This window comes from Halobacillus sp. ABA4_118, assembly GCF_056160205.1.
Genome location: NZ_JBSWWS010000001.1, coordinates 281639 through 297264, shown reverse-complemented (window position 1 = coordinate 297264; position 15626 = coordinate 281639). Strand labels below are relative to the sequence as shown.

Genomic DNA, 15626 nt, shown 5'->3' with positions numbered 1-15626 from the left:
TACTTTTTGTATATTGAATAGAAAGGAAGCTTTGTCCCAAAGGAGGAATCACCTTGCTTAGAGACTTTTTCAGCAAGAAAAAAAGGTATGCATCCATACCAAGCCAGGAAGCCAAACAGGATGTACCGGAAGGTTTAATGCAGAAATGCCCCAACTGTCAAAAAATCTTCTATCGTAAAGAATTAAATCGGAATATGAATGTCTGCCCATATTGTGATCATCATCACCGCCTCAATGCCTATGAACGGATTGAGCACCTATTCGATGAGGGGACGTTTACAGAGTGGGATAAACATATGATTTCAAGTAACCCGCTCGGCTTTCCAGATTACGAAGAGAAATTGGAAAAAGACCGGTTGAAATCCGACCTCAATGAAGCTGTAGTCACTGGGAAAGCTCGGATGAACGGCCTTGAGGCGGCTGTAGCTGTCATGGATGCCCGGTTCAGAATGGGAAGTATGGGGTCCGTGGTCGGTGAAAAAATAACGAACGCCATTGAAAAGGCCCGCGAAGAAGGAATTCCATTTATCATCTTTACGGCATCCGGGGGCGCACGTATGCAGGAAGGAGTCCTCAGTCTCATGCAGATGGGAAAAACTTCTGTAGCGCTGCAGCGCCTTCATGCAGATGGAGGTTTGTTTATTTCTGTCATGACTCACCCGACTACAGGCGGTGTATCCGCCAGTTTTGCTTCCCTTGGTGATTATAACTTTGCAGAACCTGGAGCTTTGATTGGTTTTGCGGGACGAAGAATTATTGAACAGACCATCCGGGAAAAACTGCCGGATGATTTTCAGACGGCTGAATTTCTGTTGGAGCATGGCCAGCTGGACCGTGTTGTCCACCGCCATGAGCTGAGAGAGACACTGACAACTGTTCTGGATCTTCACGCAGTAGGAGGAAGCCGGTTATGAAACACGTGTTAGAATTTGAAAAACCAGTCATCGAACTAAGAGAAAAAATTGTAGATTTGAAACAGCTCACAGACAGCAGTGAAATGGATTTAAGCGATGAAATCGCCAAGCTGGAAAAACGTCTGGAAAAACTGGAAACGGACGTTTATGATCGGATGGCACCATGGGACAGAGTCCAAATGGCCCGCCACCCGGAACGGCCCACGACTCTTGATTATATTGAGCACTTATTTACAGATTTCCTGGAGCTTCACGGGGATCGTACATTCGGTGATGATGCGGCAATCGTTTCCGGAATTGCCAGATTCAATGAACAGCCCGTCACAGTCATTGGTCATCAGCGGGGGAAGGATACGAAAGAAAACATCCGGCGTAACTTCGGGATGCCTCATCCGGAAGGCTATCGTAAAGCGCTTCGTTTAATGAAACAGGCAGAGAAGTTCAAGCGCCCGATCATTACGTTCATCGATACGAAAGGCGCTTATCCAGGGAAAGCAGCAGAAGAACGCGGGCAGAGTGAAGCGATTGCCCGCAATTTGATGGAAATGGCCGGCTTGACTGTGCCTATCATCTGTATTGTCATTGGTGAAGGAGGAAGTGGTGGAGCTCTCGGACTTGGCATCGGAGATAAAATTTTCATGCTGGAAAACTCCACGTATTCCGTTATTTCTCCAGAAGGAGCATCGTCCATTTTATGGAAGGATGCAGGTCTTGCTCAGGAAGCTGCCGAATCGATGAAGATTACTTCCTACGACTTGAAGAAATTAAACGTCATTGACGGTGTCATCCCGGAAGTGAGGGGTGGAGCCCACCGCGATGTCGAGACACAGGCGCAGGAAATTAAGCAGGTCCTGACCGATTCCCTGAATGAACTTCACACCTTGAATCATGATCAACTGCTGGAGAATCGTTTCAAAAAATATAAAAACATTGGCGATTACTCATATCTTGATTTATAATGATAGGGTTGAAATATAAAGGTCCGTTATTGGAAGGTCGCACATTTCGTGCGGCTTTTCGCATCTTTACAGGATGGTAACGTTATCACGGGAAAAAGAATGGTCCAGCTGTGCAGAAAAGGGTAGACTGTAAAGGGAGTCCTAGAGATCAGGGGGACTGAGGTTTCAATTCATCTTTAGTTGGAAACAACATAAATAGATTACTTTTGAGGTGATGAGAATGAAAAAAATTGGAGTACTTACGAGTGGTGGAGACGCCCCGGGTATGAACGCGGCCATCCGTTCAGTTGTCAGGAAAGCGATCTATCATGACATTGAAGTGTACGGGATCAAGTACGGTTACCAGGGTTTGATCGACGGTGATATCGAAAAAATGGAACTTGGATCCGTGGGTGACATCATTCAGCGTGGAGGAACCAAGCTTTATTCTGCCCGTTGTGAAGAGTTCAAAACCGAAGAGGGTCAGTTGAAAGGGATTGAACAATTAAAAAAACATGGCATTGAAGGCTTGATAGCTGTCGGTGGTGATGGTACCTTTATGGGGGCTAAGAAACTTACGGAAAAAGGCTACCCATGCATCGGTGTACCAGGAACGATTGATAACGACATACCTGGAACTGATTTCACAATCGGGTTTGATACAGCATTGAATACCATTATTGATGCCATCGACAAAATTCGTGATACAGCTACGTCCCATGAGCGGACGTTCATCATAGAAGTCATGGGCCGCGATGCAGGGGACCTTGCCCTTTGGGCTGGACTTGCAGATGGTGCGGAAAGTATCATGATTCCGGAAGCGGAAGATGAGCTGGGAGATATTATCGATCGTCTTCGAAGAGGACATGAACGTGGCAAGAAACACAGCATTATCATCGTTGCCGAAGGCGTCTGCACCGGAGGCGAACTTGCCCGCCGCATTGATGAAGCTGCCGGCTTGGAATCCCGTGTCACTGTACTGGGGCATACCCAGCGCGGAGGCTCCCCGAGCGCTGCAGATAGAGTTCTTGCAAGCCGCTTAGGCGCTTATGCCGTCGATCTGCTTCTCGAAGGAAAAGCAGGCCGCATGGTCGGTATCCAAGCGAACAAACTGGTGGACCATGACATTGTGGAGATTTTGAACGCCAAGCATACGGTTGACCTTGATATGTATCGTCTTTCCAAAGAACTATCTATATAAAACGTAAGAGGCACTAGAGGAGGAAATAATATGTTTAGAAAAACAAAAATCGTCAGCACGATTGGACCAGCGTCTGAATCTGTAGAAAAGTTGACACAGCTTATCGAATCAGGGATGAATGTTGCCCGTCTGAACTTTTCACATGGAGACTTCGACGAACATGGTGCACGTATCACAAACATTCGTGAAGCTTCAAAAGCCGTAGGGAAGACTGTAGCGATTCTTCTGGATACCAAAGGTCCGGAAATTCGTACCGGTTCTCTAAAAGGTGGAGAGTGCTACCTTGAAAAAGGATCCACAGCCTACGTATCCATGAAGGATATCGAAGGGGATGCAGGGCGTTTCTCTGTGACTTATTCCGGTCTCATCAACGACGTACACCCTGGATCCAAAATTCTTCTTGATGACGGTCTTGTGGAACTTCAGGTGGAAGAAGTGGACAAGGAAAATGAAGAAATCAAGACAACGGTCCTTAACAATGGACCATTGAAAAACAAAAAAGGCGTCAACGTTCCAAACGTGAGCGTCAATCTGCCCGGTATTACAGAAAAAGATGCCAAGGATATCGAGTTCGGTATTGAGCAGGGTGTTGACTTCATCGCTGCGTCTTTCGTACGCCGTGCGTCTGATGTTCTTGAAATCAAAGAACTTCTTGAAAAGCATAACGCCAACCACATTCAAATCATTCCAAAAATCGAGAACCAGGAAGGTGTCGACAACATCGACGAAATTCTTGAAGTCAGTGATGGATTGATGGTTGCCCGTGGTGACCTTGGTGTTGAAATTCCAGCAGAAGATGTACCTCTTGTGCAGAAGCAGTTGATCCGCAAATGCAATAAAGCCGGCAAGCCGGTTATTACGGCCACACAAATGCTAGATTCCATGCAGCGCAACCCACGTCCAACGCGTGCGGAAGCCTCTGACGTAGCCAATGCCATTTTTGACGGCACCGATGCGATCATGCTTTCCGGCGAAACAGCTGCTGGTGACTATCCGGTGGAAGCCGTCCAAACGATGCATAATATTGCTTCCAAAACAGAAACAGGCTTGAACCACGTATCCCTGTTGCAGGACCGCTCCAAGCACAGTGATATGACGATTACGGATGCCATCAGCCAGTCTGTTACCCACACAGCGATCAACCTGGATGCAGCCGCCATTGTTACGCCGACTGAAAGTGGACATACAGCCCGCATGATCTCCAAGTATCGTCCAAAAGCTCCGATCGTAGCGATTACGTCTGACGAAGAGGTCAACCGTAAGCTTTCACTTGTATGGGGAGTGTATGCAGTCATGGGACCGCGCGCGTACTCTACGGATGACATGCTAGACGTTGCGGTTGAACGCAGCCTTGCTTCCGGCCTAGCTGACCGCGGGGATCGTGTCATCATTACGGGTGGTGTACCTGTTGGAGAGAGCGGTACAACCAACCTGATGAAAGTTCACGTTATCGGTGATGTTTTGGTCAAAGGCCAGGGTGTCGGCCAGAAGAGCGCGTATGGTCGTGCCATCATCGCTAAAGATGCTCAGGATGCCATCAACCGTGTAGAAGACGGTGATATCATCGTGACTCACGGAACAGACCGTGACATGATGCCTGCCATCGAAAAAGCGGCAGGAATCGTTACACTTGAAGGCGGTCTGACTTCCCACGCAGCCGTTGTCGGACTAAGCCTTGGTATCCCGGTTATCGTGGGCGTACCAAATGCTCTTGAACTGATCAAGGATGGTTCCGATCTTACCATCGACAGTTCCCGTGGTGACATTTACGAAGGACATGCAAGCGTCCTGTAATAGATAGAAGGAAAGGCAGGGATGAGATCCCTGCCTTTTATTTTTTACCTTACAGCTTTAAAAAGGTATAATGGAGGAAAGGAAAAGAAGGGAAGATGCTATGTTTCGCTGGTTATTCATCCTCATATTGATCATACCCGCATTGGAAATCGGTCTGCTGATCGGGGCCGGAAATGTCATCGGTCCATGGTGGGTCATCCTTCTGATCATCAGTACGGGGGCCCTGGGAGCCTGGCTTGCCAAGAAACAAGGGATGGAAACGATCCAGAATGTCCAGCTCTCTATGCAGCAGGGGCGTATGCCTCAGGATGCTTTATTGGACGGGGCTTGTATCCTTGTAGGAGGAGCTGTCCTGTTAACGCCTGGGTTCATTACAGACGCCGCAGGATTCATCCTTCTCCTGCCCATGACGAGAACGCCGTTAAAAGGACTTGTGAAACGGGCGATTCAGAAAGCAATGGATAAAGGAACCGTGACCATTTACAGAAAATAAAAAGACTCCATTTCCGTTCTGGAAATGGAGCTTTATTTTGCTGTAATAAAATGAAAGAGTTCTTTAAAAGCTCCAGTCCTCTTTAATGTCTGTATGACCATCAGCAAAAGCGGACTGAGCATGATTCCATAGACGCCGAGAAGTTGAAAGCCCGCCGCAAAGGTAAGCAGCAGGACAATGGGGGGGGCACCGAATTGATCGGCCATCAGCTTGGGCTCCAGAAGCTGCCTTGTCGTAACGACGACAGCATATAGAACAGCAAGCCCAATCGTCATTGGGAAATCTCCAGAAAAAAACTGGAACAGCATCCATGGAATGAAAATCACCCCTGTCCCTACATAAGGAATGAAGTCGACCAGACAGGCGGCAGCCGTTACCGTGAGAGCGTGGGGAGCATCAAGCAGATAGAGTCCGCTACCTATTATGAGGGTGCTGATGCTTACAAGCATACATTGAGCCTTGATCAGTCCTTTGAATGTCTTTCCGATTTCAACACGCACCTGTTCGGCACGGTCCAGGACAACAGCTGGAATAATCCTCCGGAAAGGGCGGTGAATCGCTTCCCAATCCTTACTGAAGAAAAAAGTACCGATCATAACAATACCTGTGTAAGCTAAAGAAGTCGGAATCATCCCTGCGATATACCGGATACCTTCGAACACCCCGCTTAACAAATCCATACTTACCCGTCCTGCCTGGCTCTGCACCGCCTGCAGGTATTCATCAATGGAAGAGGTCACGATTCCGGAGTGCTCCAGAGAGGACTGCAGTCTTAACGTCAACGGTTCCGCCCATTCTCTTCCTTGATTCATTATAAACACTGATAAAGCAGCTGCCTGAGCAGGGAGGTCTGTGGAATAGTGCTGAAATCCCTTGATCAGCTCAGCTACCACAAGGGCGAAGATGCTGAGTGCAAGCAGGGTGAACATCCCGAGAACAAGTAGAATAGAAAGGAAACGGGGCAGATGAAGCCTGCGGGATATCAGAAGGATGAAAGGACGAAGAAGTGCTGCAAAAAGGTAGGCACTCAGAAAAGGATGTAAATAATTCCATAGGAACAGGAAAAGCATAGCTGCTGCCGTTAAGCCTCCAAGAAGCAGAACGGACCTTAAAATGATGGAAATAAGGTGGTTGGTCAACTCCGGCACCCTCTTTTTTCGATGTGGATTGTAAGACTTCTGCCCTGTTTGCACCCTGTTCACTAAGGGAATAAAAGGAAAAAGGTTCGATAAATTCCATCAAAATTAAACGGTTTCAATTCACATTCTCTTCAGAATACTTTATAATTGTTTGTGGGGTCATTTTCCTATTAAGGGATTCTGTTAAATGTAAAGCGTTTTCTTGTCAAACGGACAAGCATTCGTTTGGAACTTTTCGAAAGGGAGAGATTGTATGTCATCATCAACTAAAGGTCTTGAAGGGATTACAGCAACGGAATCATCCATCAGTTCCATCATAGACGATAAGCTTACGTATGTTGGGTACGATATCGATGATTTAGCTAATAACTCAAGCTTTGAAGAAGTGATCTACCTTCTTTGGAACTTAAAGCTTCCTAATTCACAGGAATTGAAAGAGTTCAAAGAAGATTTAATTTCCAATATGGATATTCCAAAAGAGGTCATTGATCATCTTAAATCCTATGATTTAACGACCGTTCATCCAATGGCTGCCCTGCGTACAGCCGTTTCAATGCTCGGTCTGTACGATTCTGAATCCGATGTGATGGAAGAGGAAGCGAACAACCGCAAGGCGCTTCGTCTGCAGGCGAAAATTCCTACTGTGGTCACGGCTTTTGCCCGGATCCGTAAAGGGAAGGAGCCTGTCTCACCTAAAAAAGAACTCAGCTTTGCAGCGAATTTCCTTTACATGCTGAATGGAAAAGACCCGGAAGATCTTGAAGTTGAAGCCTTCAACAAAGCGCTTGTCCTGCACGCAGACCATGAATTGAACGCATCTACATTCACAGCCCGTGTTTGTGTTGCCACTTTATCCGATGTATATTCCGGTGTAACAGCGGCTATCGGGGCACTGAAAGGACCGCTTCATGGTGGTGCCAATGAGCGTGTGATGAAGATGCTTACGGAAATTGATAGTGTGGAAGATGCCGTACCGGCCATTGAGAAGAAACTTGAAAACAAAGAGAAAATCATGGGGATGGGCCACCGTGTCTATCGTTCCGGTGATCCACGCGCCAAGCATTTGAAAGAGATGTCCCGTGAGCTCACAAAGCTGACCGGCCACTCCAAATACTATGAAATGTCTATTAAGATTGAAGATTATATCAAGGAAAACAAAGGACTGCCGGCAAACGTGGACTTCTATTCTGCTTCTGTCTATCACAGTCTTGGAATCGATCACGATTTGTTCACGCCGATTTTCGCCGTCAGCCGTGTGTCTGGATGGCTTGCTCATATCCTTGAACAATATTCCAACAACCGCTTGATCCGTCCTCGTGCGGAGTATGCAGGGCCTAAAGGCCAGACGTACACGCCGATTGAAGACCGTTAATAACCGGCAGTGAAGTTGTACCGGCTTTTTATTCATCCTATTTTAACGTATGATAGAATAGGATGAATCATCCATGATTACAGAAAATTTAGGAGGGTTTATTTTGACACAAGCACAAAAAATCGCAGTAGAACAAAACGGAACATTAAACGTACCTGATCGTCCGGTGATCCCATATATTGAAGGTGATGGTATCGGTCCTGACATCTGGGCAGCAGCCAGCCGCGTCATTGAAGCAGCTGTAGATAAAGCCTATAATGGTCAGAAATCGATTGAGTGGAAAGAAGTCCTTGCTGGTCAGAAAGCCTATGATCAGACAGGGGAATGGCTTCCGGAAGCTACACTGGATACGATCCGCGATTATAAGATTGCAATCAAAGGACCTCTGACGACTCCAATCGGTGGTGGAATCCGTTCCTTGAACGTAGCGCTGCGTCAGGAATTGGATCTATTCACATGTCTTCGTCCGGTCCGCTACTTCAAAGGCGTCCCTTCTCCGGTAAAACGTCCTGAAGATACGGATATGGCGATCTTCCGTGAGAATACTGAAGATATTTATGCAGGTATTGAGTGGCAGAAGGGCACTCCGGAAGTCAAAAAAGTCATCGATTTTCTGCAGAACGAAATGGGTGTACATAACGTTCGTTTCCCTGAAACTTCCGGTATCGGTATCAAACCAGTATCTGAAGAGGGTACGAAACGTCTGGTCCGTGCGGCGATTGATTATGCGATCAACGAAGGACGCAGGAACGTAACGCTTGTCCACAAAGGAAACATCATGAAGTTCACAGAAGGTGCCTTCAAGACATGGGGTTACGAAGTAGCAGAAGAAGAGTATGCAGGCAAAGTCTTTACATGGGCTGAATATGACCGCATCGTTGAGAAAGAAGGCAAGGATGCAGCCAACAAAGCTCAGGATGAGGCGGAAGCGGAAGGCAAAATCATCGTTAAAGATGCGATAGCTGACATTTTCCTTCAACAGATCCTGACACGTCCGAAAGAATTCGACGTCGTTGCTACGATGAACTTGAACGGAGATTATATTTCTGATGCTCTTGCTGCTCAAGTCGGCGGGATCGGAATTGCTCCTGGAGCAAATATTAACTTCGAAACCGGCCATGCTATTTTTGAAGCGACTCACGGTACCGCTCCTAAATATGCCGGGCTTGATAAAGTGAATCCATCATCTGTCATCCTGTCCGGTGTCCTTATGCTTGAACACCTTGGCTGGAGAGAAGCGGCTGATCTTATTGCTCAATCCATGGATAAAACCATTGGAAGCAAGGTCGTTACTTACGACTTCGCCCGTATGATGGAAGGGGCAACAGAAGTGAAATGTTCAGAGTTTGGTGACGAACTGATTAAGAACATGGACTAATGGCAAGTGGAAGGAGAGGAACGATGAGTATTCAAAGAAGGAAAATCTCTGTCATCGGTGCCGGATTTACTGGTGCAACGACGGCATTAATGCTTGCTCAGAAGGAACTTGGGGATGTCGTCCTTGTAGATGTTCCGGATATGGAAGATCCGACGAAAGGGAAGGCACTGGATATGCTGGAAGCCAGCCCTGTCCAGGGGTTTGACGCGAAAATCCAGGGAACTTCGGACTATGCGGATACGGAAGGTTCCGACCTGGTGATCATTACCGCCGGTATTGCCCGGAAACCCGGGATGAGCCGTGATGATCTTGTCAGCACCAACTCCAAGATAATGAAGAGCGTAACGAAAGAGATTGTGAAAAACTCCCCGGACTGTTTCATCGTTGTATTGACGAACCCTGTCGATGCAATGACCTATTCCGTCTTCCAGGAAGCCGGTCTTCCTAAAAACCGGGTCATAGGTCAGTCCGGTGTTTTGGATACAGCCAGGTTCCGTACGTTCGTGGCAGAGGAATTGAACATTTCCGTGAAGGACGTCACAGGCTTTGTGCTCGGCGGCCACGGGGACGATATGGTACCAATGCTTCGTTATTCCTTTGCGGGAGGTATTCCGCTTGAACGCCTGATTTCAAAAGAGCGTCTCGAGGCGATTGTCGAACGCACGAGAAAAGGGGGAGGAGAAATTGTAGGTCTGCTTGGAAACGGCAGCGCCTATTACGCTCCTGCCGCTTCTCTTGTTCAAATGGCCGAGGCGATCTTGAAGGATCAGCGTCGTATTATCCCAGCCATCGCCTACCTGGAAGGTGAGTACGGGTATGACGGTATTTACCTCGGTGTGCCTACCATCCTTGGTGGTAACGGTATTGAGGAAGTCATTGAGCTCGAATTGACAGAGGAAGAAAAACAACAGCTGGATCAATCAGCTGACTCTGTTAAAAATGTCCTCCATGTATTAAAATAAAGAAGAGAAGGGGTTCGGGGATATCTCGGACCCCTTTTTTACACCAAATAAGCAAACGCTTTCAAAAAAGGAGTGGCTGCCATGATTGGGAAGAAAAGAAAACTCGGCAGAAAAATACAGGCTTTGAAAGTAGGCGATACTTTTACAACCACATCGAGAGTAGAAGACCGGGATCTGCTTATCTACCTTGGGCTGACCGATGATGCAAATCCGCTTTATATTCAACATGATTATGCATCCCAGACCCCCTTCAAACAGCCGATCGTACCCAGCGTTATGCTGTGTGGTATGGCATCATCCATCGTGTCCATGCATCTTCCGGGACCGGGGAGTCATATCATACATCAGCAGTTAAGTTATCCCCACCCTCTTTACCACTATGCAGAAGTCCGGTTTCATGCTGAAATAACGGATATTAATCATCAGGAACATTACGTCGTTGTGGATATGCACGGATATGACGAGGAAGGAAAAGAAGTCATCAAGGGACAACTGACGGTTATTCCGCCATATGAGCCGGCCTCTATGAATGCCGTTTCTCTCGAAAACTTTTATTGAGTCATTCTCTCGTCTTATGGACAAGCTCTCTCAAACAGGCCTGCGGGGTTTTATCCCGCAGGCCTGTTTCTTTAATGGGTGTAGAAATAGAGTCTTCACGTATGAAGACAGGAATTGGGACTATATTAAAATTAAGTAAAAATCATAAAGATCCGTATTCAAAATGTAAACTTCATTGTATGATGAGATTAACTTTGCAGTTGAGGTGATGGGATTGGAACAACAAAGAATACTAATTGTCGATGATGAAGAATCCATCGTAACATTGTTGAAATACAATATAGACCAGGCAGGATTTGAAACGGAAGTAGCCTATTCCGGAACGGATGCGCTTGAAAAAGCATCAAAATCCACGTTCGACCTCATCGTTCTGGACGTTATGCTTCCAGGGATGGATGGCATGGAAGTGTGTAAACAGCTCCGTCAGATGCAGGTGTCCACGCCGATTTTGATGTTAACAGCCAAGGATGATGAATTCGATAAGGTGCTCGGCCTGGAGCTTGGGGCGGACGACTACCTGACGAAACCTTTCAGTCCAAGAGAAGTTGTCGCTCGGATTAAAGCGATCTTAAGAAGGATGGTACGCGAACCGGCCGGTCCGGAAATGAAAATGATTCAAGTGGCCGATTTGGTGATTTATCCGGAGCAGTATGAGGCATCCATTAAAGACAAGCCTCTGACATTCACACCAAAGGAGTTTGAACTGCTTCTCTATTTAGGGCAGAACCTCGGACGTGTCTTATCCAGGGACCAGCTGCTGAGCGCGGTCTGGAATTATGATTTTGCTGGAGATACCCGTATTGTTGATGTCCACGTCAGTCATCTGCGGGAGAAAATTGAACCGGACACGAAAAAACCGGTGTATATCAAGACGATCCGCGGCCTGGGCTATAAGATGGAGGAGCCGAAATAAATGGCTTCCTCCAATACAAGACCACTCATGACATACTCCGTACTCGTCGTCATCGTCATGCTTGGTCTTGGTGTCATTCTTGCCCAGCTGACGCGCGGGTATTTCATAAACATTTTTGAAGAGCGGGTGGAGCTTGAAAGCCGGTATTTCGTCACCTACCTGGAGAGATTCACGGATGAAGAGGATGTCAGTCAGGATGAACTTTTAGAATTCAGTGATCAGCTGAATACCGGAATGGTCTTCATTTCAGATGATGGTGATACACTGCTGGATACTGTGGAGGCTGTTCCCATTATCAGTAATAGTGAAAAACAGCATATCCTGACTAGAGTGAAGGCCGAACAGATTGAAGATAATGAAGGGTACTTGATCGACAATATCTTTTATTATTCGGTTGATAATCAGGTCAACGATGTCGACGGGACGCTCATTCTCCTCTCGCCGGTCAATTCTTTAACCAACATTACAAAGAACATCTGGCTGTTGATCGGATGTACACTGTTAATCGGACTGGTGATAATCTTCGTTCTTGGCTACAATGTCTTTTCAAAATACATCCGTCCGATCCGTTCGGCAGCTGATGTAGCGAATGAACTGGCAGAAGGGAATTATAAGGCGCGCACGTATGAAGGGCACTTCGGTGAAGCTGGTCAGCTTAGTCAGTCGATTAATATCCTTGCGCGCAACCTTCAGGAAATGACCAGTACGAAGGGGATGCAGGAGAACCAGCTGGAAGCAGTTATTAACAATATGGGTAACGGTCTGATGCTGATCGATGAAAAAGGGTACATCCTTTTGACCAACCGTGCCTTTATGGAGACTTTCGGCGGGGAGCAGAAGGATTACATCGGATATCTTTACCACGATGCCATTCCATATACGACCATTCATGAGACGGTTAAAAAGATTTATATGTTTGAAGAAACCATCAGTGAAACATTTGTGCTCCCGGTCAATATCGATCGGAAACACCTTGAGGTCACAGGAGCCCCTATTTTCAGTGAAGGCCGGAAATGGAAAGGCGTTGTGCTGGTCTTTCATGATATTTCAGAATTGAAGCATTTGGAGCAGATGAGAAAGGACTTTGTGGCTAACGTCTCCCATGAGCTGAAAACACCGATCACCTCCATCCGCGGGTTTTCAGAAACGCTTCTGGACGGCGCAATGAAGGATGAGCAGATGCTGGAGCAGTTTCTTCAGATTATATTGAAGGAAAGCGGTCGTCTTCAATCTCTTATTCAGGATCTCCTGGAGCTGTCCAAACTGGAGAGGGAAGATTTTCTTCTCAATATTGAGAAAGTCGATGTCCAGCGTCTTCTACACGATCTTTTACCCATTGTCGGGCAGCATGCTGAGCAAAAAGGCGTGCACCTTCAGGCATTTGTGGAAGGGGAAACCATTATCCGCGGAGATTCCAGTCGTTTAAAACAGGTGTTTATGAACTTACTGGCCAATGCGATTAACTATAGTCGTGATGATGGAGGGGTTTCATTAACATTTAGAGAAAAAGAAGAAACGGTGATGATTTCCGTGTCTGACAATGGTGTAGGTATTCCGGAAGACGAGGTTCCGAGGATTTTCGAACGCTTTTATCGTGTGGATAAGGCAAGAAGCCGGAATTCTGGTGGTACAGGGCTCGGTCTGGCTATCGTCAAGCATATCGTAGAAGCCCATCACGGAAACATCCACGTGGAGAGTGTAGTAGATCAAGGGACGACCTTCCATGTTGAAATTCCGAAGAAGTTTACGGAAAATTAATATTTCATTAAATTGGCATTAACAATGTTTCGATAAAATATCTTTGAAACCCTTTCATCCAAGGTGTTTTCTCTTATTGGCAGAAGCTTCCCTCGCTTCTGTCTTTTTTTATGTCAAAAAACGAGGTTTTGAAACCTTTTTGTTACAGTTTCGTAAATATTAGTAATCTACATATAAAGGGGAAATCGACATGAGTCTGAAACAGATATATAAGTGGGCCGGCTTAATTGCCGGGGCGGCGGTCCTGCTTGTCGTATTCATGACCACATGGTACACCGTTGATGAGTCCGAGCAGGCGGTCGTGCTTACGTTCGGAGAAGCGGAGGATGGCATTACAGAGCCCGGTCTTCATTTTAAGATGCCGTGGCCTGTGCAGGAAGTAGAGAAAATGTCCAAGGAAACATTCAGCCTTGATTTTGGTTTTGATGAAGAGGGAGAAGAGGCTGATAAAGTGACGATGATTACAGGAGACGACATGATCGTGCAGGCGGACCTTGTCGTTCAATGGAAAATCACAGATCCGTCCGGTTACTTATTTGCATCGGAGAACCCTGAGCAGGTGCTGTTTAACGCCACCTCATCCACACTGAGAGGGGTCATAGGCAGCAGTGAAATTGACGAGGCGCTAACATCAGGAAAGGCTGAAATCGAAAACGAAGTAAGAGAAGACCTTGTCCGTCTGATTGAAGGCTATGAGATTGGGATATCCATCATAGACGTCCGTCTGCAGGAGGTGGACCTGCCCAACGAAGACGTCCGCAGTGCCTTTACAAAGGTGACGGATGCGCGTGAACAAAAACAAAGCAAAGTGAACGAAGCTGAAAAGTATGCCAACCAGATGCGGGAGGAAGCCAAAGGTGAAAAAGATGCCATTATACAAAGAGCAGAAGGGGACAAGGTGGACAGGGTCCGCACAGCGGAAGGAGCGGTGTCCAAATTTGATGCACTGCTAAGTGAATATCAAGGTAACGAAAGTGTAACAAGAGAGCGTCTTGTCATGGAAACGCTCGAGGAAGTCCTGCCTGAAGCAGATGTGTATGTGATGAACGATGATGGAGATACGATGAAGTACCTTCCTCTTCAGCAGCAGAATCAGCCTGCCGCACCTGCACAGGAAGATGGCGAGGAAACAGAACAAGAAGAGGAGGAGCAATCATGACCGACGATCGAATTCAGGATATCAATGAAAAGCAGCAGAAGGATTTTCGAAAATTCATCAAAGGCGGCCTTGCTTTAGTAGCTGCTGCCGGCTTGATATTGATCGCCCTTAGTTCTGTAGTGATTGTCAAAGAAGGGGAATATAAGGTAGTAAGGCAGTTCGGTGATGTCATTAAAATCCACGAAAGTCCCGGCTTGAAATTCAAGATACCGATGATTCAGGAGGTATCCACGCTTTCTCAAAAGAAAATGGTGTATGACGTGGATGAGAAGGAAATCACCACGCTTGATAAAAAAAGGATGATCATTGATAACTATGCTGTCTGGAGTATCTCTGACCCTGAGAAAATGATTTCCAATGCGAGAACAATGATGAGTGCGGAAGCGCGGATGGGAGAATTCATCTTTTCGATCGTCCGGGCGGAACTTGGGAAAATGAATTTTTCTGAAATCATCAATGAGGAAGAAAGTTCACGGGGAACATTGAACGAAGAAATTGCCAAGCGGGTGAATGAATACCTGGATCGTGATAATTACGGTATAGTCGTGGATGACGTCCGTATTAAGCGTTCGGATCTTCCTCAGGCGAACGAGGAGGCCGTGTTCAATCAGATGATCACGGACAGGGAGAAAATTGCCCAGACGTATTTGTCGGAAGGGGAAGCGGAAAAAAGCCGGATCCGGGCTTCTGTGGATAGAGAAGTCAAAGAGATGCTGTCTACAGCCAGGGCCGATGCGGAAAAGATCCGGGCGGAAGGTGAACAGGAGGCTGCGCAGATTTATAACAATTCCTTCTCTGAGGATCCTGAATTTTATCAATTGTACCGGACGCTGGAGTCATACAAGAAAACCATTGACGGTGAAACAACGATTATTCTGCCTCAGGGATCACCATACGCCGACCTGCTTCTCGGCTACTACGAATAACGGCGGGGTGCGCCTTTTCCTTCTCTCCATGAATCATGGTAGAATGAAGGAAAAGGCGTTTTCTTTAAGGGAACACTGGAATAATTACGCTGGAAAATGCAGACGCTCCTCTTTACAGGAG

General features: G+C 46.7%; 14 protein-coding genes. 13 read left to right on the top strand and 1 reads right to left on the bottom strand.

Translation table 11 applies throughout. From position 1 onward, the window contains the following. Positions 1–53 precede the first annotated feature (53 nt). The 5 genes from accD (at position 54) to ACXAGL_RS01565 (ending at position 5340) form a co-directional block, all read left to right on the top strand. Entirely contained in the window at positions 54–914 is an 861-nt protein-coding gene (gene accD, locus ACXAGL_RS01585; protein WP_474971148.1) for an acetyl-CoA carboxylase, carboxyltransferase subunit beta, read from the top strand. Continuing rightward, positions 911–1873 carry an acetyl-CoA carboxylase carboxyltransferase subunit alpha gene (locus ACXAGL_RS01580; RefSeq protein WP_474969184.1) on the top strand — a complete coding sequence of 321 codons (963 nt, stop codon included), beginning with the start codon at positions 911–913 and terminating at the stop codon, positions 1871–1873. The genes accD and ACXAGL_RS01580 overlap by 4 nt, the downstream gene beginning before the upstream one ends. Before the next feature lie 220 nt (positions 1874–2093). Beyond that, on the top strand, positions 2094–3053 hold the full coding sequence (pfkA, locus tag ACXAGL_RS01575; protein ID WP_474969183.1) for a 6-phosphofructokinase: 960 nt from the start codon (positions 2094–2096) through the stop codon (positions 3051–3053). A gap of 30 nt (positions 3054–3083) precedes the next feature. Beyond that, complete coding sequence (pyk, locus tag ACXAGL_RS01570; protein ID WP_027955158.1) at positions 3084–4847, top strand: pyruvate kinase; 1764 nt, start codon at positions 3084–3086, stop codon at positions 4845–4847. 100 nt (positions 4848–4947) lie between these two features. Beyond that, positions 4948–5340, top strand: coding sequence for an FxsA family protein (locus ACXAGL_RS01565; RefSeq protein WP_474969182.1), 393 nt, complete (start codon positions 4948–4950; stop codon positions 5338–5340). A 32-nt stretch (positions 5341–5372) separates the two neighbouring features. On the opposite strand, the gene ytvI is transcribed toward ACXAGL_RS01565, so the two are convergent. Continuing rightward, a complete protein-coding gene (gene ytvI / locus ACXAGL_RS01560; RefSeq protein WP_474989541.1) occupies positions 5373–6479 on the bottom strand; it encodes a sporulation integral membrane protein YtvI in 1107 nt (368 codons plus the stop codon). 253 nt (positions 6480–6732) lie between these two features. On the opposite strand from ytvI, the gene citZ reads away from it, so the two are divergent. The 8 genes from citZ to hflC all read left to right on the top strand — a co-directional run bounded on the left by citZ (position 6733) and on the right by hflC (position 15505). Then, a complete protein-coding gene (gene citZ, locus ACXAGL_RS01555; protein ID WP_474989539.1) occupies positions 6733–7851 on the top strand; it encodes a citrate synthase in 1119 nt (372 codons plus the stop codon). Between the two features lie 103 nt (positions 7852–7954). After that, on the top strand, positions 7955–9229 hold the full coding sequence (gene icd, locus ACXAGL_RS01550; RefSeq protein ID WP_474969179.1) for an NADP-dependent isocitrate dehydrogenase: 1275 nt from the start codon (positions 7955–7957) through the stop codon (positions 9227–9229). A gap of 23 nt (positions 9230–9252) precedes the next feature. Further along, positions 9253–10191 (top strand): malate dehydrogenase, encoded by a 939-nt coding sequence (gene mdh / locus ACXAGL_RS01545; RefSeq protein WP_027955163.1) that lies wholly within the window; start codon positions 9253–9255, stop codon positions 10189–10191. A gap of 81 nt (positions 10192–10272) precedes the next feature. Then, on the top strand, positions 10273–10749 hold the full coding sequence (locus ACXAGL_RS01540; protein WP_474969177.1) for a MaoC family dehydratase: 477 nt from the start codon (positions 10273–10275) through the stop codon (positions 10747–10749). A 214-nt stretch (positions 10750–10963) separates the two neighbouring features. Beyond that, positions 10964–11662: a response regulator transcription factor gene (locus ACXAGL_RS01535; RefSeq protein WP_422875648.1), complete on the top strand. Its 699-nt coding sequence runs from the start codon at positions 10964–10966 to the stop codon at positions 11660–11662. Beyond that, positions 11663–13420 (top strand): two-component system histidine kinase PnpS, encoded by a 1758-nt coding sequence (gene pnpS, locus ACXAGL_RS01530; RefSeq protein WP_474971151.1) that lies wholly within the window; start codon positions 11663–11665, stop codon positions 13418–13420. It abuts the gene before it with no gap. 190 nt (positions 13421–13610) lie between these two features. Beyond that, positions 13611–14579 carry an FtsH protease activity modulator HflK gene (gene hflK, locus ACXAGL_RS01525; RefSeq protein ID WP_474969175.1) on the top strand — a complete coding sequence of 323 codons (969 nt, stop codon included), beginning with the start codon at positions 13611–13613 and terminating at the stop codon, positions 14577–14579. Continuing rightward, entirely contained in the window at positions 14576–15505 is a 930-nt protein-coding gene (gene hflC, locus ACXAGL_RS01520; RefSeq protein WP_474969174.1) for a protease modulator HflC, read from the top strand. The genes hflK and hflC overlap by 4 nt, the downstream gene beginning before the upstream one ends. Positions 15506–15626: the final 121 nt, after the last annotated feature.

Bases quoted from the DNA above. Each gene is read 5' to 3' on its own strand.
- ACXAGL_RS01580 (WP_474969184.1), top strand. From the start codon at position 911: ATGAAACACGTGTTAGAATTTGAAAAACCAGTCATCGAACTAAGAGAA.
- pfkA (WP_474969183.1), top strand. From the start codon at position 2,094: ATGAAAAAAATTGGAGTACTTACGAGTGGTGGAGACGCCCCGGGTATG.
- pyk (WP_027955158.1), top strand. From the start codon at position 3,084: ATGTTTAGAAAAACAAAAATCGTCAGCACGATTGGACCAGCGTCTGAA.
- ACXAGL_RS01565 (WP_474969182.1), top strand. From the start codon at position 4,948: ATGTTTCGCTGGTTATTCATCCTCATATTGATCATACCCGCATTGGAA.
- citZ (WP_474989539.1), top strand. From the start codon at position 6,733: ATGTCATCATCAACTAAAGGTCTTGAAGGGATTACAGCAACGGAATCA.
- mdh (WP_027955163.1), top strand. From the start codon at position 9,253: ATGAGTATTCAAAGAAGGAAAATCTCTGTCATCGGTGCCGGATTTACT.
- ACXAGL_RS01540 (WP_474969177.1), top strand. From the start codon at position 10,273: ATGATTGGGAAGAAAAGAAAACTCGGCAGAAAAATACAGGCTTTGAAA.
- pnpS (WP_474971151.1), top strand. From the start codon at position 11,663: ATGGCTTCCTCCAATACAAGACCACTCATGACATACTCCGTACTCGTC.
- hflK (WP_474969175.1), top strand. From the start codon at position 13,611: ATGAGTCTGAAACAGATATATAAGTGGGCCGGCTTAATTGCCGGGGCG.
- hflC (WP_474969174.1), top strand. From the start codon at position 14,576: ATGACCGACGATCGAATTCAGGATATCAATGAAAAGCAGCAGAAGGAT.